The sequence below is a fragment of the Parasphingomonas caseinilytica genome (assembly GCF_036663755.1).
Taxonomy (GTDB): Bacteria; Pseudomonadota; Alphaproteobacteria; order Sphingomonadales; family Sphingomonadaceae; genus Sphingomonas.
In genome coordinates this window covers 715,959-737,473 of record NZ_JAXOJL010000001.1, presented here as the reverse complement: position 1 = coordinate 737,473, position 21,515 = coordinate 715,959, and the positions used below count along the sequence as shown (strand labels likewise).

Annotated in this window: 17 protein-coding genes; 11 read left to right on the top strand and 6 right to left on the bottom strand. The window is 66.2% G+C overall.

Features of this window, described 5'->3' with window-relative positions; all coding sequences use genetic code 11:
- Window positions 1-91: 91 nt before the first annotated feature.
- The 4 genes from U1738_RS03415 to U1738_RS03400 form a co-directional block, all read right to left on the bottom strand.
- Entirely contained in the window at window positions 92-577 is a 486-nt protein-coding gene (locus U1738_RS03415; protein WP_332787610.1) for a hypothetical protein, read from the bottom strand.
- Window positions 578-653: 76 nt separating this feature from the next.
- Window positions 654-2,105 carry an AMP nucleosidase gene (locus U1738_RS03410; protein ID WP_332787609.1) on the bottom strand — a complete coding sequence of 484 codons (1,452 nt, stop codon included), beginning with the start codon at window positions 2,103-2,105 and terminating at the stop codon, window positions 654-656.
- 184 nt (window positions 2,106-2,289) lie between these two features.
- The gene (locus U1738_RS03405; RefSeq protein ID WP_332787608.1) at window positions 2,290-2,598 is read right to left on the bottom strand and encodes a hypothetical protein; all 309 of its coding nucleotides are present in this window, start codon (window positions 2,596-2,598) and stop codon (window positions 2,290-2,292) included.
- Window positions 2,599-2,702: 104 nt separating this feature from the next.
- On the bottom strand, window positions 2,703-3,182 hold the full coding sequence (locus U1738_RS03400) for a peroxiredoxin (RefSeq protein ID WP_332787607.1): 480 nt from the start codon (window positions 3,180-3,182) through the stop codon (window positions 2,703-2,705).
- A gap of 119 nt (window positions 3,183-3,301) precedes the next feature.
- Between U1738_RS03400 and U1738_RS03395 the strand changes: the two genes are divergently transcribed.
- Window positions 3,302-3,862 (top strand): YqgE/AlgH family protein, encoded by a 561-nt coding sequence (locus U1738_RS03395; RefSeq protein ID WP_332787606.1) that lies wholly within the window; start codon window positions 3,302-3,304, stop codon window positions 3,860-3,862.
- Here the strand turns inward: U1738_RS03395 and U1738_RS03390 are convergent.
- Entirely contained in the window at window positions 3,859-4,839 is a 981-nt protein-coding gene (locus U1738_RS03390) for a phosphatase PAP2 family protein (RefSeq protein WP_332787605.1), read from the bottom strand. The genes U1738_RS03395 and U1738_RS03390 overlap by 4 nt on opposite strands.
- A 229-nt stretch (window positions 4,840-5,068) precedes the next feature.
- On the opposite strand from U1738_RS03390, the gene ahcY reads away from it, so the two are divergent.
- From ahcY to trxA, 10 genes are all read left to right on the top strand, one after another.
- A complete protein-coding gene (gene ahcY / locus U1738_RS03385; protein WP_332787604.1) occupies window positions 5,069-6,490 on the top strand; it encodes an adenosylhomocysteinase in 1,422 nt (473 codons plus the stop codon).
- Between the two features lie 325 nt (window positions 6,491-6,815).
- Window positions 6,816-8,678 (top strand): methyl-accepting chemotaxis protein, encoded by a 1,863-nt coding sequence (locus U1738_RS03380; protein WP_332787603.1) that lies wholly within the window; start codon window positions 6,816-6,818, stop codon window positions 8,676-8,678.
- A gap of 138 nt (window positions 8,679-8,816) precedes the next feature.
- Entirely contained in the window at window positions 8,817-11,159 is a 2,343-nt protein-coding gene (locus U1738_RS03375; protein WP_332787602.1) for a sensor histidine kinase, read from the top strand.
- A 100-nt stretch (window positions 11,160-11,259) separates the two neighbouring features.
- A complete protein-coding gene (locus U1738_RS20250; RefSeq protein WP_443026982.1) occupies window positions 11,260-11,403 on the top strand; it encodes a type II toxin-antitoxin system CcdA family antitoxin in 144 nt (47 codons plus the stop codon).
- A 21-nt stretch (window positions 11,404-11,424) separates the two neighbouring features.
- The gene (tsaE, locus tag U1738_RS03370) at window positions 11,425-11,865 is read left to right on the top strand and encodes a tRNA (adenosine(37)-N6)-threonylcarbamoyltransferase complex ATPase subunit type 1 TsaE (protein ID WP_332788215.1); all 441 of its coding nucleotides are present in this window, start codon (window positions 11,425-11,427) and stop codon (window positions 11,863-11,865) included.
- The gene (locus tag U1738_RS03365; RefSeq protein ID WP_332788214.1) at window positions 11,862-12,827 is read left to right on the top strand and encodes an aminoglycoside phosphotransferase family protein; all 966 of its coding nucleotides are present in this window, start codon (window positions 11,862-11,864) and stop codon (window positions 12,825-12,827) included. Before tsaE ends, U1738_RS03365 begins: the two co-directional genes overlap by 4 nt.
- A complete protein-coding gene (locus U1738_RS03360; RefSeq protein ID WP_332787601.1) occupies window positions 12,824-13,588 on the top strand; it encodes a nucleotidyltransferase family protein in 765 nt (254 codons plus the stop codon). The genes U1738_RS03365 and U1738_RS03360 overlap by 4 nt, the downstream gene beginning before the upstream one ends.
- Window positions 13,581-16,682, top strand: a complete 3,102-nt coding sequence (addB, locus tag U1738_RS03355) for a double-strand break repair protein AddB (RefSeq protein WP_332787600.1) — start codon at window positions 13,581-13,583, stop codon at window positions 16,680-16,682. Before U1738_RS03360 ends, addB begins: the two co-directional genes overlap by 8 nt.
- Complete coding sequence (addA, locus tag U1738_RS03350) at window positions 16,666-20,100, top strand: double-strand break repair helicase AddA (protein ID WP_332787599.1); 3,435 nt, start codon at window positions 16,666-16,668, stop codon at window positions 20,098-20,100. Before addB ends, addA begins: the two co-directional genes overlap by 17 nt.
- A gap of 47 nt (window positions 20,101-20,147) precedes the next feature.
- A complete protein-coding gene (gene trxA / locus U1738_RS03345; protein ID WP_332787598.1) occupies window positions 20,148-20,471 on the top strand; it encodes a thioredoxin TrxA in 324 nt (107 codons plus the stop codon).
- Window positions 20,472-20,612: 141 nt separating this feature from the next.
- Here the strand turns inward: trxA and U1738_RS03340 are convergent, their stop codons facing one another.
- Window positions 20,613-21,458 carry a DUF4394 domain-containing protein gene (locus U1738_RS03340; protein ID WP_332787597.1) on the bottom strand — a complete coding sequence of 282 codons (846 nt, stop codon included), beginning with the start codon at window positions 21,456-21,458 and terminating at the stop codon, window positions 20,613-20,615.
- Window positions 21,459-21,515: the final 57 nt, after the last annotated feature.

Here is a 21,515-nt window from a genome sequence, read left to right as displayed (position 1 = left end):
TGCCGGAGTTACGTCGCGCAACGCAAGACCATCACCGTTTCCCAACTGGGCCCCGGCCTTCGCCGGGGAAGCGCTAGAACGGATCTAAATATTACTCCGGAATAGTCCCCTCATCGGCGATACCGGCCTCGAACGACTTGCTCGAATCCTTGCCGTCGGCCTGATGCGCTTTCTTGCCCTTGTTGGGCTTGGCGACATCGTCATTGGCAGGCGTGCTGCCCCGGAGCGCAAGAAGCCCGGCGGTGAGCGCCGCGCCGACCGTGCCGACGACTGCGGCAATGCCCCATTTGCGGTTGTCGCCGGTAACGGCGGCTTTGGCCGAGGTGAAGGCCTTGGCGGTCGCCGATTTGCTGGTGGCCGTGACGGTCGTCCGCTTTGCGGCGGTCTTGGGCGTCGTGGCCGGCTTGGTCGCAGCGGCAGTGGCCGGCTTGCTCGCCGCAGGCACCTTGCGGGCGGCGGGCTTGGCGGCACTCGTCGCAGCGGTCTTGCGCACCGTCGTCTTGCGCGGCGTGGCAGGCTTGCGCGGGGCGGGGGGCTTGGTCGTGCCGTCGGTCGGCTTCTTCGGCGGGGTGGCCATCGCGAGGGACTCCTGAAATCGTTGCGCTAGGGTAACGCATAACTCGCCTCGGGTTTCCCTGCCACGCGGATTCGTCTCAGCGGAACGGCGGCTCGTTGAACGCGCGCAGCTTGCGACTGTGCAGCTTCTCGCCCTCGCGGCGCAGTTCCTCGCAGGTTTCGATGCCGATGCGCATATGTTCGTTGATCGCGCGTTCGTAGAAGCGATTGGCCTGGCCGGGCAGCTTCAATTCGCCGTGCAACGGTTTGTCCGACACGCACAGCAACGTGCCGTAGGGAACGCGGAAACGATAACCCTGTGCGGCTATCGTCGCAGATTCCATATCGATGCCGACCGCGCGGCTGAGCGAGAAGCGCAATGCCGACCGCGAATAGCGCAATTCCCAATTGCGATCGTCGGTCGTCACGATCGTGCCGGTGCGCAGGCGGCGCTTGAGTTCCTCGCCCGACTGGCCGGAGATCGTCTCCGCCGCGCGTGCCATGGCGACCTGCACTTCGGCGATGGCCGGCACCGGAATCTCCGGCGGCAACACATCGTCCAGCACATGATCGTCGCGCAGATAAGCATGGGCGAGGACGTAATCGCCGATCCGCTGGCTCGGACGCAGGCCGCCGCAATGGCCGATCATCAGCCATGCCTCGGGCCGCAGCACCGCAAGGTGATCGGTGATAGTCTTCGCGTTGGACGGGCCGACGCCGATATTGACGAGCGTGATGCCGGTGCCGTCGGCGGCCATCAGATGATAGGCCGGCATCTGGTGACGGCGCCACGCGCTGTCGCTGACGATCTTGTCGGCATCGTCGCCGGCATGGATCATGATCCCGCCCGCGCCGGACAGACCGGTGAAGCGGCTCGGATTGCCCTCCGCATCGGGTCCGAGCTGGCTCGCCGCCCAGCGGACGAATTCGTCGACATAGCGATGATAATTGGTGAACAGCACGTAGCGCTGCGCGTGCTCCGCCGGCGTGCCCATGTAATGGCGCAGGCGGGCGAGGCTGAAATCGGTGCGCAGCCCGTCGAACAGCGCCAGCGGCTGCGTGTCGTCGCTCGCCACCCACAGGCCATCGGCGATCTCATCGCCGATATGGGCGAGTTCGGTGGCAGGGAAGAAGCGCGCGAGATCCGAGGCGGACACCTCGTCCAGGCTGAGCGCGTGGCCGGGATCGATCACATAGGGAAAGGGGATTTCCTGGCGGCCGGCGACCGCCTCGACCTCGACATCGTAATCCTCGATCAACAGCGTGAGCTGTTCGATCAGATAATCGGCGAAGATCGCGGGCTTGGTGACGCTGATCTTATATTCGCCCTCGGTTACGAGGCGGCCGAACGAGCGCATCGGCGCGGGGCGATCGCTGCCGCCGCGATAGATCAGGCGGATTTCGGGATAGGCGAAGCTACCGTCTCGGCGCGCGGCGGGATCGGGGATCGTGCCATCGGCGATATAGGCGGTCAGCGCGGCCTGCAGGCGATCGACCGAGGCGCGATAGAGGGTGTCGAGTTCGGCGACGATGGCGGCGGCTTTTGTCATCTGCTGTCGCTAAGGCAGGATCGTTACGCTGGCAAGACAGGGGTGGATTAGGCCGGCGATTCTTAGCCCCTCCCCTTCAGGGGAGGGGTTGGGGTGGGGCAGTGCAATCTCATCGAGACCAATGCCAGAATTTGCGGCACGGCCCCACCCCAACCCCTCCCCTGAAGGGGAGGGGCTAAGAGGATCAGGCCTTCTTCGGCCCCGGCTTCTTGGCGGCAGGCTTGTCGTCCTCGAGCAGTTTGCTCACACCGAACGCAGCACCGGCGACGGCAGCGGCTGCGCCGGCGGCAATCGCTGCGGCGGTCTTGGGATTTTCCTTGGCGGCTTCCAGCGCGGTGTCGAATGCGGCGGTGACCGACTTGGTCGCGCTTTCGATCGCCGCCGTGACGGCTTCCTGCGCCTGATCGAAGATCGACTTGTCGCCAACAGCGTCCTTGGCGGCGCTCTTGATGTCTTCGGCGATCTTCTCTGCGGTATCGGTTGCGTCGGTCATGGCGATGTTCCTTTTTGGCCTTGGGTGTCGTTTCGATAACGCAACACCGTGCGGGCCGTTCCGTGCCTGCGCCACATTCGGGCGCAGGCACGGGGCATAATGGCTTAGAGTTCGCCGAGCAGATATTCGGCCGACGACACGTTGAACTCGCCGGGTGCCTCGACATTCAGCTGTTCGACCACGCCGTCATTGACGATCATCGAATAACGCTGGCTGCGCTCGCCCATGCCGAATTTCGATCCGTCGAAGGTCAGGCCGATCGCCTTGGCGAAATCGGCATTGCCGTCGGCGAGCATCGTGATCTCGCCCGCGTCGCTCGCCTTGCCCCATGCGCCCATCACGAACGCGTCGTTGACGGAGGTGAAGGCGATCTCGTCCACGCCCTTGGCCTTGATCTCGCCCGCCTTATCGACGAAGCCGGGCAGGTGGCGGGCCGAGCAGGTCGGGGTGAAGGCACCGGGGACGGCCACGAGTGCCACCTTGCGGCCGGCGAAATACTCTTCCGAACTGACCTGTTCCGGGCCGCTGCCGGTAACCTTGGTAATCGTGGTTGCGGGGATCTTGTCGCCGACGCTGATGGTCATGGGAAAACTCTCCTGTGCGCGGCGCAAAGGGCTGCGCTGCGTCCGGCACACATTTCGTACGGACGCGGACTGATTTCAAGCATGGCTAGGCCGCATCCGGGCGGCTAAGAGGCTAAGTGATGGACAGCGCGCGATATCTGACCGGGCAATTCCTGCTCGCCATGCCCGGCATCGGCGATCCGCGCTTCGAACGCGCCGCCATCGCGATGTGCGCGCATGACGGCAATGGCGCGGTGGGCATCGGGCTGGGCGAGGTGATCTCGGGGCTGGGGCTGCACACGCTGCTGGCGCAGTTCGAGATCGATCCCGGCGTCGCGCCCGATGCGCCGGTGCACCTTGGCGGGCCGGTCGAGCCCAGGCGCGGCTTCGTGGTGCATTCGACCGACTGGGCCGGGCAGGACACGGTCGATGTCGCGGGGCGCTGGGCCTTGTCCGGCACATTGGACGTGCTGCGCGCCATCGCGGCGGGCAACGGGCCGCGCCGGTTCGTGGTGGCCCTGGGCTATGCCGGCTGGGGCGAGGGGCAGCTCGACGAGGAGCTCACCCGGCACGGCTGGTTCAATGTCGGCGGCGATCTCGGGCTGCTCTACGATATTCCGGCGGCGGAGCGCTGGGCGCGTGGCTTCGAAGAGGCCGGGGTGGATTCGCGCCTGCTGGCGAGCGCGGCCGGGACGGCTTAAGCCGCGCGGCGGCGGATCGCGGCGACGCCGTGATGCACGATCACCAATGCCACGACCGCGACCGACATGCCGAGCAGGATGTCCGACAGATAATGCGTGCCCTCGACCGGGGTCGACAGCAGCATCGCGCCGTTCACCGCGATCAGCGGCCAGCGCAACCGCGCCACGCGCCACGCCGAGGCGGCATAGAGCGTGCCGGCGCAGGCGTGGAAGCTCGGTGCCGAGACCAGCCCGCGCAATTGGCCGAGATCCACGACATGGACAGTATGCGCGCGAAGTTGCGGGATCAGGTCCGGCTGCCAGAGTTCGCTTTCCGGCATGTAGGGGATCGCAGCGTGCCACAGATACGAGAAGGGGCCGACCGCTGGCATCAACGTGAACAGGCTGAGCGTGATGATCGCGGCGAGCCAGAAGGTGAAGATGAAACGGTGCGCTTCCGCACGTTGCGCCGTGACCGCATAATATCCCAGCAGCACGGCGGGCGTGATGAAGATGCTGCGATAGGCGGCGGTGCCGAGCAGTTGCAGCGTCGGGCTGGCCGCGACGGCGGTGTACCAGGCGAGCCAGTCGAAATGCAGCAGCACATCCACCGCCTGCAACTTCGCATCGGCATAACCCTGGGTCAGAGCGGAGACGGGGTAGCAGGAGACTGCTCCCATCAAGGCGATGGCGGTGAAGATGCCGTAATATTCGGCACCATCGGCGACCGTGCGGGCATGGCGCCACGTGCTGCCCGGCAACATCGTACGCGCGGCTATCGCGACGATGCCGACGACGTAGAAGGGCAGGGTGCTGCGACCCAACGGATCGACCGTCAGCCCGGCGCGCTGCATCATCAGCGCGAGGATCGCGAAGGTGGCGAACAGGCCGCTGGCGATCCAAACCGCCGGAATGCCGCGATTGGCGCGTGGCGTGCTGGCCGTAGCAACGGAGGCCGGAATGGCGAGGTCGGACAGGAACGCGTGCGGGCGGTTCACCGGTTCCGAGGATGTACCGCCGAGCGGTGGGGACATAAGCTTTACCTTATTCGACCGACATGGTTGAACAGGGTCGCCCTTACGGCATGCTGAACCGCGCGTCGATGCTACGGATTTGTTACGGCGGCGGTGCTGCTTTCGTGCAACATATAAAGACATCTTTATATTTGATCCGGAGCGCCGCAGACGCTAAGAGCGCGCCAACTTTGACACCTTCCGGAGACATCCCGTGGCCACCGTCCTCGACGCCAAGACCAAAGACTATGTCGTTGCCGACATCTCGCTCGCCGATTTCGGCCGTGCGGAAATCAATATCGCCGAAACCGAAATGCCCGGCCTCATGTCGCTGCGCAGCGAATTCGGCCCGACGCAGCCGCTGAAGGGCGCACGCATCACCGGGTCGCTGCACATGACGATCCAGACCGCGGTGCTGATCGAGACGCTGACTGCGCTCGGTGCCGATGTGCGCTGGGCGACGTGCAATATCTTCTCGACGCAGGATCACGCCGCCGCCGCGATCGCCGCGACCGGCGTGCCGGTGTTCGCGATCAAGGGCGAGAGCCTGGCCGATTATTGGGACTATGTCGGCGACATCTTCAACTGGGGTGCGGATACGGACGGCCAGACCGCCAACATCATTCTGGACGACGGCGGCGACGCCACCATGTTCGCGCTGTGGGGTGCCAAGCTCGAAGCTGGCGCGACGCTCGGCGAGCCGGAGAATGACGAGGAAGTCGAATTCCAGCGCGCGCTGAAGGCGTTCGTCGCCAAGTATCCGGGCTACCTGACCGAGACGGTCAAGAACCTGAAGGGCGTTTCGGAAGAGACCACCACCGGCGTGCACCGCCTGTACGAGATCGCGAAGAAGGGCGAGCTTCCCTTCCCGGCGATCAACGTCAACGATTCGGTGACGAAGTCGAAGTTCGACAACCTCTATGGCTGCAAGGAATCGCTCGTCGACGCGATCCGTCGCGCCACCGACGTGATGCTTGCCGGCAAGGTCGCCTGCGTCGCCGGCTTCGGTGACGTCGGCAAGGGTTCGGCCCAGTCGCTCCGCAACGGCGGCGCCCGTGTTATGGTGACCGAAGTCGATCCGATCTGCGCACTGCAGGCGGCGATGGAAGGCTTCGAAGTCGTGACGATGGAAGAGGCCGTGACCCGCGCCGATATCTTCTGCACCGCGACCGGCAATGCCGACGTCATCACCGCCGATCACATGAAGGCGATGAAGCCGATGTCGATCGTCTGCAACATCGGTCACTTCGACAGCGAGATCCAGATCGCCGCTCTGTCGAACTACGAATGGACCGAAGTGAAGCCGGGCACCGACTTGGTGAAGTTCCCGGACGGCAAGCAGATCATCATCCTCGCCAAGGGGCGCCTGGTGAACCTCGGTTGCGCAACGGGCCACCCGTCGTTCGTGATGTCGGCATCGTTCACCAACCAGACGCTGGCGCAGATCGAATTGTGGACCGCCGGCGAGAAGTACAAGAACGAAGTGTACGTCCTGCCCAAGCACCTCGACGAAAAGGTCGCCGCGCTGCACCTCGAAAAGCTCGGCGTGAAGCTGTCGCAGCTGACCGCGAAGCAGGCCGGTTACATCGGCGTGCCGGTGGAAGGCCCGTTCAAGCCGGATCACTACCGCTACTGATCGCAGGCTTCGGCCGATTACAAAGAGGGGCCGCGGAGCGATCCGTGGCCCTTTTTTGTGTCGAGTGAAGAACCGTCCGTCGGCTCGAAGCTTCGGGTAGAATTCAAGTCACTATATCAACTGTTCTTCTTCGATCGGATGGTCCGACAAGCTGGCAAGACCGCAGTCGTGGCAACAAGAAGGTGACGGCCGGTCCTCGTCGGACCCCGCCCGTCGTCGCATCATCTCTCCTATAATTGCCCGATAGAACCGAGATGCAGCACCTGGGGGACGGGTGACGATCACCGTTGTTCTGAATCAATCCTTTACCGGGGGGTAAGCCGCAATGAAGAACCTGACGATCATCGGACGCCTTAAATTCGGGTTCGGCGTAACCCTTGGCCTGCTTCTCCTTTTGTCTGCCGTCAGCATGTACCAGGTGCACAGCGTGACGGTGGAACTGGAGACGATGAACCAGAAGAACAGCGTCAAACAGCGGTACGCGATCAACTTTCGCGGTAGCGTGCACGATCGGGCGATCGGAGTGCGGGACGTTACGATGGTCGATGAATCCGAGCTGGCGGGCGTGATCGACACTATCGACACGCTTGCGGCGAAATATGCCGCGTCGTCCGCTCCGCTCGATGCGATGTTGACGCCGGACAAGTCGCCGTCCGCCGAGGAAACGCGGATCCTGGCAGATATCAAGCAAACCGAACGTCTGACTCTGCCGCTGGTGCAGCAGGTGATCGCCGAGCGAAAGCACGGTGACCTAGCCGCCGCGCGCGTCACCTTGCTGACCAAGGCGCGGCCGATGTTCGTGCAGTGGCTGGCGCAGATTAACCAGTTCATCGATTTCGAAGAAGCCGCCAACGCGGTCATCGCCAAGCAGGTCGATAAGGCGACGTCGATGTTCCAGATATTGATCGGGCTGCTTTGCCTTGTCGGCGTCGGTGTCGGACTGGCCATCGCCAGATGGGCGACGCAGGCGATCAGGCCGCTTCCCGTCATCGCGGACGCCATCCGTCGCATCGGTGAAGGCGATCGATCCGTCGTCGTGCCCTCGACCGACCTGGCCGACGAGCTGGGCCAACTGGCCCGCGCCACCGCCTCGGTTCGCGATCAGCTCGCCGCCGCCGAACAGGCCAAGGCTGAGCACACGCGCATCATCGTGGATAGCGTGGGGAATGGGCTGAATCGCCTGGCCCAGGGCGATCTCACGGCCCGGATCGATGCCGAACTGACCGGACCCTATGCCAGCCTGCGCAGCGATTTCAACGAAGCCGCATCGCAATTGCAAGTGTTGATCGGCGCGGTGAGCGAAAGCGCAACGACGATCCAGAGCGGATCGGGGGAGATCGCGCAGGCATCCGAGGATCTGGCGCGGCGCACCGAAAGCAATGCCGCTGCGCTTGAAGAGACGGCTGCATCGGTGACCCAGATGGACAATCGCCTGAAGGCATCGGCAAATGCCGCCGCCCGCACCGTCGAGCGCGCAGATCAGGCCATAGCCACGGTCGGCGGCGGCCGCGACGTGGTCGATGAGGCGGTGCAGGCGATGGGCCGCGTGTCGGACAGCGCCAAGGGCATCGATAGCGTCATCGAAGGGCTCGACAAGATTGCGTTCCAGACGCGCGTGCTGGCCATGAATGCGGCAGTCGAGGCCGGTCGCGCCGGCGAGGCGGGGCGCGGTTTCGCCGTGGTCGCCGATCTGGTTTCGGCTTTGGCGATGCGCGCGGAAGAAGAGGCGAAGCGTGCGCGCGATCAATTGACGGTGACGCAGACCGATATCGTCACGGCCGTGGCGGCCGTTACCAAGGTCGACGGCGCGCTGGCGAACATTTCAGGCGACGTGGGACACGTCCATGAACTGCTCTCGACGATGGCGGCGGACAATCAGGCGCAGTCGGCGGCGATCACGCAGATTGCATCGGCGATCGGGACGATGGACCGGGCGACGCAGCAGAACGCCGCGATGGTGGAGGAAACGTCGGCCGCCGCACGCAATCTGGCCGCCGAGATCGGCCATCTCAGCGATCAGGCCCGCCGGTTCGAGGTCGGTGCAGCTGCGTCGATCGCGAGCAAGCCGAATGTCGCGCGCACGTCACGCAAGGTCGATGCCCCGGCTTACGCCTCGCCGGTCAAGCCCTTGTCCAGTGGGCGCGACGCGGATCTGGTGCTTGCGGATGATGAATGGAACGCGTTCTAATCCTTCGACGAATGTCCTCCGTCGGGCTTGTCTTCGGACTTCGAGCGATCGCCACTTCCTAAGCGGGCAAACACCGGCTTAAAGGGTGGCCATGCATTTGCGTCGTGGCACTTCGTTTGATCTCCCGGATGGCCTGTCATGAGCGGTGAGCTTGCGCCCGTGCTGGGTGGGGTGGTGCTGGCTGTGCTCGTCGTGCTGGCGATGTGGGCGCTGTATCTGGGCTTGCGGGCGCAGCGCGGGGCGGCGTCCGCGATTGCCGCCAATGCCCGGCTGGAGGCACTGGTCGGGTCCGCGCCGGCGCTGGCGATGGTGGTACGTGCCGACGGGCGGCTGGAATTGCCGGATCGGCTGGCGGACTGGTTCGGGTTGTCGCCCGCGCCGGGGTATCTCGCCGATCTGTCCAGCGGGGCGACCGGGCTGACGGCGGCGGATGCTGCCGCATTGGCCGAAGATGTGGCGGCGGCGCAGAAGGCCGGGCGGCCGTTTACCCGGGCGGTGCAGGCGCAGGGGTCGCAGCGGTCGTTGATGATCCACGGCGGCCGCGCGCCGCGCGATCTGGCGGCGCCGGGCGGCGTGGTGCTGTGGATTTTCGACGCGACCGGCAGCCAAGCCGAGATCGCGCGGCTCGCCGATGCGGGCGCCGAGGCGCATGCCGCGTTCGATGCGCTGACCGGGCTGATCGAGGCCGCGCCCTTGCCGATGTGGTATCGCGGTGCCGATCTGCGTTTGGCGATGGTCAACTCCGCCTATGTCGCGGCGGTCGAGGGCGTGGATGCCGAGGATGTGGTGCGGCGTGGGGTCGAACTGGTCGAGGGATCTGGCGTTGGCGGGCCGCTGGCCAGTGCGGTGCTGGCGCGCGATACCGATCACCCGCAGATGCAGGCGATGCCGGCCACGATCAAGGGCGCGCGTCGCATGCTGCGTGTGCACGACGTGCCGTTGCCGGGCGGCGGCGTGGCGGGCTTCGCGGTCGATATCGAGGAACTCGAGCAGGCGCGCAGCGGCATCAAGCGTTTCGGCGATGCGCAGCGCGCGATGCTCGATCGGCTGTCGGCCGGCGTGGTGCAGTTCGCCGCCGATCGCACGCTGATCTTCAGCAACCAGCCATTCCAGCGCCTGTTCGCGATGAAGAGCGAATGGCTGTCCGATCGCCCGGAATTCGACCGCGTGCTGGAGCGCATGCGCGAGGCCAATCGCCTGCCCGAGGTGCGCGATTTTCCGGGCTGGAAGGCGGAGCGGCGCGACTGGTTCGTCGCCACCGGTGGCGCGATCGAGGAGAATTGGCATCTGCCCGGCGGGGTGCATCTGCGCGTGGTCGCGCAGCCGCTGCCCGATGGCGGATTGCTGCTGATCTTCGAGGATCGCACCGAGCAGGTGCAGCTGGCCAGCGCGCGTGACACGTTGTTGCGGGTGCGGACGGCGACCTTCGACAATCTCTACGAAGCGCTCGGCGTGTTCGCGGCGGACGGGCGGTTGCAGATCTGGAACAACAAATTCCGCGCGCTTTGGGGCTTCGACGAGGAATTCCTATCGACGCATCCACGCGTCGACGCGTTGTCCGAGGCGGCTGCGAGCAAGCTGTCCAATCCGGCACGGGCGGGGTTGATCGGCGATCTGGTGCGCGCGGCGACGGTCGATCGGCAGCAGCGCGCCGGCCGCGTGGCGTTCGCCGATGGGCGGCATTTCGAATTCGCCGCCGTGCCGCTGCCGGACGGCAACGGCCTGTTCACGATGCTCGACATCTCCGACAGCCGGCGGATCGAACGGGCATTGCGCGATCGCAACGAGGCGCTGGAGGCGGCGGATCAGGTGAAGACGGCCTTCGTCGCCAATATGAGCTACGAATTGCGTACGCCGCTCACCTCGATCAGCGGGTTCGCCGAGATGCTGAGCGAAGGCTATGCCGGCAAGTTGAGCAAGGCGGGCGATTCCTATGTCGATGCGATCCTGGAATCGGTCGGGCGGCTCGGCATGCTGGTCGATGAGGTGCTCGACCTGACGCAGAACGAGGGCAAGACGCCACCGCTGGAAATGCTCGACGTCGATCTGGAGCGGATCGCGCGGGTGGCGGCGGATGCGTGCGGGGTGTCGGCGAAGAAGAAGGGCCAGGATTTCGTGGTCGAGATCCAGCCCTCAACCGGCAGCATCAAGGGCGATGCGGAACGGCTGCGCCAAGTGATCGAACATCTTCTGAAGCATGCGGTTGCGGGTACGCCCGAAGGTGGCCGCATCTTGCTGCACACCGATGGCACGGCGGCGGCGGCGCGGATCGTGGTATCGGACGACGGTGCCGGAATGGCCCCCGCCGCGGTGGCGCGCGCGTTCGATCGTTTCGCGCAGGAAGGAGCGGTGCGCGGCGAGGAATTCGGCCTTGGCCTGCCGCTCGCCAAGCAGTTCGTCGAGGCGCACGGCGGCACGATCCAGTTGCTGTCCGAGCCCGGCGAGGGGACGCTGATCACCGTGGAATTGCCGCGGCGGTGAGTTGTTTTGACTGGAGGCAAAATCAGAGACAGCCTATGTTTGCAGCGTGACAAGAAACTCGCCCAGTCCGAGCCTGCGCGCCGAGCAACGTGCGCGAGAGATGCTCCTGACAAGAGAGGAGCGGGCGGAAATCGCCCGCCGGTGGACTGGTGAAAACAAGCTCGCGCTGGAAGCCTCCAATGCTTGGGTAGCCGAGCACGGGCTGCCCCTGGAAAGTACCGGCTCTTTTGAAGAAAATAATTAGATCGTCGGGTTCGACCTCTTGATCACTTTGCGGGATGCCGAGGCAACCGAAGCGTTTGGCGCGCGGCTGGCGATGTTGATCGCGCCCGGTGACGTCATCACGCTGGCCGGGCAGCTCGGCGCGGGGAAGACGAGCATCGCGCGCGGTTTGCTATCCGCCCTCGGCCTGGCCGGGGAGGCACCTTCGCCGAGTTTCGCGATCTTGCAGCCATATGCTCCGCCCGAGGTTCGTCTGCCGGTGCTGCATGTCGATCTCTACCGGATCGAGGATGTGGCGGAGATGCAGGAGCTCGGGCTGGACGAGGCGCTGTCCGATTCTGTGCTGGTCGTCGAATGGCCGGAACGGGCACCGGACCATTGGCCCAATGCACTCGCTTTGTCGCTAGAGATCCTAGCCGATGGGACGCGCGCCTTGACAGCGCAGGTGCCGGCGGCATGGAAGGCGCGATGGCAATCGATATGATCCCACCGGCCGGCGCGGCCGATTTTCTGGCCGAACATGGTTGGGGCGGGGCGGACATCCTGCCGGTTGCGGGCGATGCCTCTTTCCGGCGGTATTTCCGTGCGGTTTCAGGCGGGCGCAGCGCGATTTTGATGGATGCGCCGCCGCCGCATGAAGACCCGCGGCCGTTTATCGCGATCGCCGAGTGGCTGGTCGAGCGTGGTTTTTCGGCCCCGGCGATCCATGGCGTCGATCTCGATCAGGGCCTCGTGCTGATCGACGATTTCGGCGACGTGCGGATGTGCGAGACGGTGAACGAGGCGCCGGCCGATGCGACCGCTTTGTACGAAAATGCGATCGACATATTGATCCGGTTGCGCGGCCATGAGGCGGGCGATGTCGCTCCCTACGACGCCCCCGTGCTGCGCCGCGAGGCCGATCTGCTGACCGAATGGTATTGCCCCGCCGTCGGGATTACGCCGGATCTGGCGGGTTACGATGCCGCGTGGGACGCGGTGTTCGATGTCGCTCTGGCCGGCCCAAAAGTGCGGGTGCTGCGCGATTATCATGCCGAGAATTTGATGCTGATCGGGGACGGTGCGCTCGGGCTGCTCGATTTTCAGGACGCGCTGGCGGGGCATCCGGCCTATGATCTGGTGTCGCTGCTGCAGGATGCGCGGCGCGATGTGCCCGCCGAACTCGAAGCTGTCATGCTGGAGCGCTACAAGCGGATTACCGGTGAGGGCGATGCGTTCGATGCCGCCTATCACGTGCTCGGGGCGCAAAGGAACGCGAAGATCATCGGCATCTTTACACGGTTGTGGAAGCGCGACGGGAAGCCGCGCTATCCCACGCTCTGCCCGCGCGTCTGGAGCTATCTGGAGCGGGATCTGGCGCATGCGGCGCTGGCCCCGGTCAAGGCGTGGTTCGATGCCAACATCCCCGCCGGCAGGCGCGGCGACCCGATGGCGATCGGAGCATGAAGACGCTCGCGATCCGGCCCGATCCCGGCGGCGCGGTACCGGAAACGGCGATGGTCATGGCGGCGGGCCTCGGCAAGCGGATGCGCCCGTTGACGGCGACGCGGCCAAAGCCATTGGTCGAGGTGCGCGGCAAACCGCTGATCGATTACGTGTTCGACCGCTTGCGCAGCGCGGGCGTGAAGCGTGCGGTGGTCAATGTGCATTATCTGGCCGATGCGCTGGAGGCGCATCTGGTCCACCGGGTGAAGGGCATCGACGTGGTCGTGTCCGACGAACGCGGGCAGTTGCTGGAAACCGGCGGTGGCATCGTCAAGGCGCGCGACGTGCTGACCGAACAGGGCGGCGACAAACCGTTCCTGGTCGTCAATTCCGACAATCTGTGGCTCGACGGGCCGACTGATGCGATCCGTGCGCTGGCCGCGCGCTGGAATGACGAGACGATGGATGCGCTGCTGCTGATGGTACCGCTGGCCCGCGCACATTGTCATGGCGGGCAGGGCGACTTCCGGCTCGATCCCGACGGCAAGATCGTCGGGCGGCGTCTGCCGGGCAAGCCCGCGCCGTTCGTCTATACCGGCGTGCAGATTCTGTCGCCGCGCGTGATCTCCGACTGGCCGGAGGGGCCGTTCTCCACGATGCTGTTCTGGGAACGTGCGATCGCCGCAGGCCGCGCTTATGGGCTGGTGCATCAGGGGCTGTGGTTCGATGTCGGCACGCCCGGCGCGATCGGACAGGCCGAAGCGATGATGGCGGATGGCTGAGGGCCGCAAGCCCTCGCTCTACACGATCCCTGCCCACCGCGCGTTCGCCGACGCGCTCGCCGCCGGACTGATCCGCCGCGCGGGCGGCGACCGGATGCGGTTGGCGCGCGGGCTGGTCTTGCTGCCGAACAATCGCGCCAAACGGGCGGTGACGGATGCGTTCGTGCGCGCGAGCGAGGGCGGATTGCTGCTGCCCCGACTGGTGGCGATCGGCGATCCCGAACTGGACGAAGCGGCCGGCGCGGCGATCGATCCGGTTGACGATCCGGCGGACGAGCGCGATCCGGTGCCGCCCGCCGTGCCGCCGTTGCAGCGGCGGATGATCCTGGCGCGGCTGGTGTCCGAGGAACGTGACAAAGCCGGGCAACCGGTCGACGCGGCGGAGGCGGTGCGGCTGGCGGGCGAACTGGCCCGCACGCTGGACCAGTTGCTGGTCGAGGAGGTGCGTCCGAGCCGCCTGCGCGAACTGGAACTGACCGAGGAATTGTCGAGCCATTGGCAGAAATCGCTGGCGCTGTTCGGTATCGTGCTGGATCGCTGGCCGGGCGAACTGGAGCGGCTCAAGCGGATCGATCTGGCGACGCGGCGGTCGTTGCTGCTGGATCGACTGACTGCGCGGTGGAAGTCCGCTGCGCCCGCCGGTTTCGTTTGCGCGGCGGGCATAACCGATAGCGCGCCGGCGGTGGCGCGCTTGCTGCGCTGCGTATCGGAATTGCCCGAGGGAATGGTGGTGCTCGCCGATCTGGCGACCGAAATGGACGAGCGGGAATGGACGGCGCTTGGCCCTCACGCGCCCGATCCGGTGACCGGGCGGCGCAAGCGCAGCATCGAGACTCATCCGCAATTCCACCTCAAGCTGCTGCTCGACCGGATGGGCGTGAACCGCGCCGAAGTGGATGTGTGGCGCGGCGGCAGCGGCGGAGCGGATGCTACGCTGGCGCGCAGCCGCGCGGTCGCCAACGCGCTGGCCCCGGCGGATTTCACCGGCAAATGGACGACTTTGGATGCGGACCAGCGTCGCCTGTCGGGCATCGCCGCGGCCGAATTGGCCACTCCAGCCGAGGAGGCGCAGGCGATCGCTCTGGCGCTTCGGCAGGTCTTGGAGACTCCTAGTAAAACGGCTGCACTCGTCACGCCGGATCGTGCGCTGGCGCGGCGTGTGGCGGCGCACATGCAGCGCTGGGGCGTGGAGATCGACGACACCGCCGGTCGGCCGCTGTCGATCCTGCCGCCGGGCACGTTGCTGACCGCGCTGGCCGAGGCGGCGGTGCAGCGGTTCGCGCCGCTGGGGTTGCTGGCGTTGCTCAAACATCCGTTGGTTAAGAGTGGCGCGGGGCGCACGGCGTGGCTGGATGGCGCTCGCAGTCTGGACTGCGTGCTGCGTGGGCCGAGGCCAGCGGTCGGGTTGGTCGGAATCGACGGGCATTTGTCCGGGTCCGACGCCTTTCCTTCTCCCCTCCCTGGAAGGGAGGGGCCGGGGGTGGGTCGGTATGGGGAGATGACATCGCTCCCCGGAGAGCAACCCACCCCCAACCCCTCCCTTCCAGGGAGGGGAGCCAGTCAGCGTGCTCTGTTCGCGCAGGCCGCGGCATGGTGGCCGGAAGCACGCCCGTTACTCGCCCCGGTAGAAGCTTTGTTCGCAGGTGGCGCTCAGCCGTTGCCTGCGATGATAGCGGCATTGCGCGAGACGGCGCAGGCGCTGTGCGGCGATGAACTCTGGGCCGGGCCGGCGGGGCGCGCGGCGGCGGAATTGTTGTCCGATCTGGAGGTGCAGGCGGCGGCAGGACCGGCCTTGGTGGAGCCCGATAGCCTCGCGCCGCTGCTGAAAACGTTGATGGACGAGATCGCCGTGCGACCGCCGCAGGGCGGGCATCCGCGCCTGGCGATCTACGGCCTGATCGAGGCGCGGTTGCAGACCGCCGATCTGATGATCCTCGGCGGCCTTAACGAAGGAACATGGCCGGGCCAGCCCGCGCCCGATCCGTGGCTCGCGCCGCGCATCCGCAGCGAACTCGGTCTGCCGGGGTTGGAGCGCCGCGTTGGTGTTTCGGCGCACGATCTGGCCGGGGCGCTGGGGGCGCCGACGGCGCTGATGACGCGGGCGCGGCGCGATGCGAAATCGCCTGCCATCGCCTCGCGTTTCTGGCTGCGCTTGCAGGCGCTGGCGGGCGAGCGCTTCGAGCGGGCGCGTGCTCTGGAAGGCTGGACGCGAGCGCTGGATGCACCGGGCGATTACGCCCCGGAGCCTCAGCCTGCGCCGGTGCCGCCGGCCGAACTTCGCCCGAAACGCATCGCGGTGACGGATGTCGATCGCCTGAAGGCGGACCCTTACGCTTTCTATGCCAAGCGCATCCTGCGGCTGGCGGCGCTCGATCCGGTCGATGCCGATCCGAGCGCGGCGTGGCGCGGCACGGCGGTGCACGATGTGCTGGAGGCGTGGGCGCGCGAGGATGATTGCGACCCGGCCCTGCTCCGCCCGCGCGCGCTCCGGATGCTGGCCGACGAGCGCACGCATCCGATGATGCGCGCCTTGTGGCAGCCGCGCCTGATGGAGGCGATCGACTGGATTTCGGGCCGGATCGTCGAGGGTTTGGAGACGGGCCGCAAGGTGCTGGCGGTCGAGCAGGGGGGCAAGATCGCGATTGCCGGCGTGACACTGACGGGCAAGTTCGACCGGATCGATCGGATGGCCGAAGGCGGCCTGGCGGTGATCGACTACAAGACCGGGCAACCGCCCTCCGCAGCTGCGTTGCGCGCGGGCTTCAGCCTGCAATTGGGGCTGCTGGGGTTGATCGCTGAGCGTGGTGGCTATGAGGGCATTTCCGGAACGGCGACGGCGTTCGAATATTGGTCGCTCGGGCGCAAGGGCGACGGGTTCGGTTACGTGACGTCGCCGGTCGATCCGGAAGGCAAACGCGACCGCATCGTCACGTCCGAATTCACCGCCACCGCCGCGCATCACTTTGCCGAGGCGGTGCGCGAATGGCTGACGGGCGACGCGCCGTTCACCGCGAAGCTGCATCCCGAATATGCGCCTTATGCCGAATACGACCAGCTGATGCGCCGCGATGAATGGTATGGCCGTGAACGCTAAATCCGCGCTCCCGATCCTGAAGGACAATCAGGCGCGCGCGAGTGCGCCCGATGCGCATGTCTGGCTGTCGGCATCGGCGGGGACGGGCAAGACTCAGGTACTGGCGGCGCGGGTGTTTCGGCTGTTGCTGCGTGGCACCGAGCCGGGGGCGATCCTGTGCCTCACCTTCACCAAGGCGGGCGCGGCGGAGATGGCGGCGCGCATCTCCGGGCGGCTGGCGGCGTGGGTGCGTATGGCCGAGGCGGATCTGAAGAAGGATCTGTTCGCGCTCGGCGAGAACCATCTCGATCCCGAACTGATCGCATTCGCCCGCACCCTGTTCGCCAAGGTGCTCGACGCGCCTGGCGGGGGCATCCGCATCCAGACGATCCACGGCTTCTGCCAGGGGTTGCTGGCGGCCTTCCCGATAGAGGCCGGACTGGTGCCGGGGTTCCGGCCGCTTGAGGGACGCGAGGAGGCGCTGCTGGCGCGCGAAACGCTGGCGGCGATGCTCACCGATGCGCCGCCCGCCGTGATCGAACAGGTCGGCAAATTGAGCCTCAGGCTGGGCGAGGGCGAGGCGGAGAATTTCCTGCGCGCTTGCACCCGGGCTCCCGAAGGGATGGCGGCGCTCCCGCCGGAGATCGGGCCGTTCCTGCGCACCAGTCTCGGCCTGCCGCTGGGTGACATCGCGGTGCAGATGGCGCGGTGTGTCGCCGACGACGAGTTCGATACAGATGCCGTCGCCGCTTTGGCCGCCGCGAATCGGGCGTGGGGCACGAAAACGGGCGGAGACCGCGCCGATATCGCGGAATGTTGGATCGAAGCTGATCCTGAGATGCGCGTGCGCATGCTTGGAGATCTAATGGCGATCCCCTTCACCGCACAGCGCGTTGCAAGGGCACACCAAGCAAAGCTGATAACCGCCGAACCGGATTATGCCGAACTTGCCGAAGGCGTCGGCGGGCGCTGTCTCGAACTGCTCACGATGGCGGAACAGGCCGCTTATGCCGATCTGCTGGCCGAAGCACTGACCGTCGGGCGCGATTATGCCGCCGCTTATGCCTTGGCGAAACGCCGCGTCGGTGCGGTCGATTTCGACGATCTGATCCGTGCGACCGTCGATCTGTTCGATCAGCCGGGGATGGGCGAATGGATCCGCTACAAGCTCGACCAGACGACCGAACACGTGCTGATCGACGAGGCGCAGGACACCAATGTCGCGCAGTGGCGTATCATCCGCGCGCTGGCCGATGAGTTCTTCACCGGGCGAGGAAGCCATGCGCCGGGCACGCGCACTTTGTTCACTGTTGGCGATCGCAAGCAGGCAATCTTCGGGTTCCAGGGGACCGATCCGCAGAACTTCCAGGCCGCCGAGCTGCATTTCAGCCGCCGCGCGGCGGAAGCGTTGGGCGATGAGGATACCGATCCCGACGATCGCGGCCTGCCGATGGAGCAATTGTCGCTCACCCAATCGTTCCGATCGACCCGCCCGGTGCTGGAATTCGTCGATGCCGCGATCGAAGCGGTCGGCCCGGCGGCGATGGGCGCGGCTGAGGTCGAATTGCATGCGAGCGAAGTGCGCGGGCCGGGCACGGTGACGCTGTGGCCGCCGGTGGTGACCGGCGGCAGCGAGGAAGACGCCGAGGGCTGGATCCCGGACGCGACGCGCGCGCTGGCCGGGAACATTGCGAAGGCGGTGAAGGGCTGGCTCGACGGTCCCACGGCGCTGATGCTGGAGAGTAAGGGGCGTCCGCTGCGGCCCGAGGATATCATGATCCTGGTCAAGCGGCGCGGCGAACTCGCCTCGCTGATCGTCGCGCGGCTCTATGCCGAGGGCGTGCCGGTGGCGGGGGTAGACCGGTTACGGTTGAATGCGCCGCTGTCGGTGCAGGATCTGCTCGCCGCGATCCGCTTCGTGCTGCAGCCGGGAGACGATCTGTCGCTGGCGAGCCTGTTGGTGTCGCCGTTGATCGGGTGGACGCAGGACGAGCTGATGGCCGCCGCGCCGCGCGGATCGGGGAGTTTGTGGCAGCATCTGTCGCGTACGCAGCCGCGAGAACGGCTCGCGCCGTTGCTGGGGATGCTGGGGCGGGCGGACATCGCCACGCCGTATCGCTTCTTCGAGGAATTGCTGTCCGGGCCGCTCGACGGGCGGCGCAAGTTGCTGCGTCGGCTGGGGCAGGAGGCACGCGATCCGATCGAGGAATTGCTCAACGCCGCGCTGGATTTCGAAACGCAGACGACGCCCTCGTTGCAGCGCTTCCTCGACTGGTTCGATCGTGGCGATGTGGAGATCGTGCGCGATCCGTCCGCGCCGCTGGACGCGGTGCGCGTGATGACGGCGCATGGCGCGAAGGGGCTGCAGGCGCCGCTGGTGATCCTGGCGGACGCCACCGCCGATCCGTCGCGCACGCCGACGCGGGTGCTGAACTGGTCGCCGGACGGGGTGCAGAAGCCGGTGCCGATCTTTCGCCCGCGTGGTGGCGAAAAGAGCGGCGCGCTGGCCGAGGTGATCGAGGCGGCGGCGACGCGGGAATTGCAGGAACATTGGCGGCTTTTCTACGTCGCTGCCACCCGCGCGGAGGAACGGCTGGTGATCGCGGGGGCGCTCGGGCCGATGGCCGGGGGCGTGCCGCCGGAGCAGAGCTGGTATTCGGCCGCCGACCGGGCGTTTACGGCGCTGGGTATCGTCGCGGACGAGGGCGAGCGGGTGTTCGGCGGGCGTGAGCGGCAGGCCCCGGTGGCGTTGCAGCGCGGGGGCGACGAGGCGGATGCGGCGGTCGATGCCGTGCCGGATTGGGCGCGTCGGCAGGCCCCGCTCGAGGCGAAGCCGCCACGGCCGCTGGCACCGTCTTCGCTCGGCGAAGATGCGGTTGCCGATCCGCCGCCGTCGCCCGCGATGCGTGTGGCGGCGGAGCGTGGGCGGCTGATCCATGCGCTGTTCGAACGCCTACCTGCGGTGGCTGCGGAAATGCGCGCCGAGGCGGCCGAGCGGTGGTTGGCCAGTGCGGGTGGTGCCGAAGATGCCACCGCGCGCGCGGAAATCGCCGCCACTGTGTTGCGCGTGATCGATGCGCATGCCGATCTGTTCGGCCCGGAATCGCTCGCCGAGGCACCGATCGCGGCGGTGGTGGGGGAGGGCGTCGTCGTCTCCGGTACGGTCGATCGGTTGCTGGTGACGGAAGAGCGCGTGCGGCTGATCGATTTCAAGACCGGTCGGCATGCGCCGGCATCGCTGGCCGAGGTGCCGGTATACCATCTGCGCCAGATAGCGGCCTATGTCGCGGCACTCGGCGTGATCTTCCCCGATCGCCCGGTCGAGGCGGCGTTGCTGTACACGGCGGGGCCGATCCTGTTCGCGTTGCCGCAGGTGGTGATCGACACGCACAAGCCCGGCTTCGCTGGCACGGAGCAAAGCTTGATCTCAAGCGCTTGAGCCTGTGACGCGCGATCCCTAGATTGACGACAACAAGGAGAAACATGATGGCGACCAAGCAGATTACCGATGCCAGCTGGGACAGCGACGTGCTCAAGGCCGATGGCCCGGTGCTGGTCGATTTCTGGGCGGAATGGTGCGGCCCGTGCAAGATGATTGGCCCGAGCCTGGAAGAGATTTCCGAGGAACTGGGCGAGCAGGTGACGATCGCCAAGCTGAATATCGATGATAATCCCGACGCACCGGGCCGCTACGGCGTGCGCGGCATTCCGACGATGATCCTGTTCAAGGGCGGCGTCCCCGCCGCTACCAAGGTCGGCGCGGAACCGAAGGGCCGGCTAAAGGCTTGGCTCGAGGGTGAATTGGCCTGAACTGCGCTGGGACCGGGCGTCAACGCGCCTGGTCTTTACACTGCAATTCCATCTTCTGGATTGAGCACGAAAAAGCCGCCAGTCATTGGGCTGGCGGCTTTGTCTTTTCAGGCGCCCGAACCGATCGGGCACCCTGCCTGATCAGGCGAACGTAACCTTCGGCGCGCGGCGGCGATAGCGCATCGCCGATCCCATCATGCCGAAACCGACGATCATCAATCCCCACGTTGCGGGTTCCGGCACGGCGGCGATCGCGATATTGCGCAGGCCGGCAGTGTTGCCGAGCAGGGTTGCTGCCCCGGTCGTCAAATTCACCGAATAGAATTTCGTCCCGCTCGACAGGAACGCCTGGCCGCTGCTGGTGATGTCCAGGCTGGCATCGGCATCGACGTTGAAACCCAATGCGCCGATCGTGGTGATCGTGCCGCCGTTCGGCGCGTTGATCAGCGCGAGCGTATCGAGCATGTAATCGATGCCGTACAGCGTCGTGCTCGTCGCGCCTGCGAAGCTGTTGGTGTAGCCGACCGCGGTAATGGCGGGCGTGCCTCCGCCGGCATAGGTATAGGCGGTATCCGTGGCGGCGATGGCGCCGGTGATCGGGTTCAGCCGCAAATTCTGGCCGGTATCGCTCACCAGGCGGATGCGATCGACGGTCGGGTTGAAATCGAAGCCGAAATTGCTGCCCGAAAGCCCGGCGATCGGACCACCCACGGCGGTCGCGACACCGGTCGAGGTGCTGATCGTGTACAGCGTCGAATTGCCGCCGAGCGCGAAGAGTTCTCCGGTCGCTGGACGGAAATCGAGACCGAGGATCGCCGAACCGATCGCGCCGCTGATCGCGGTGGACGACAGGACCGTGCCCGGCGTCGAGGAATCGAAGGTCACGAGGCGACCGCTAAGGTCGATACCGTATACTGTGACTGCCCAGGCCGACGAGGAGGCTAGCATCGAACATGCGAGTGCCGCCGCTGTGATTATTTTGCGCATCTTATATCTCCCGACATCGACATACTTCCAGCGGACGCCGGACCCCGAGTGTCGATA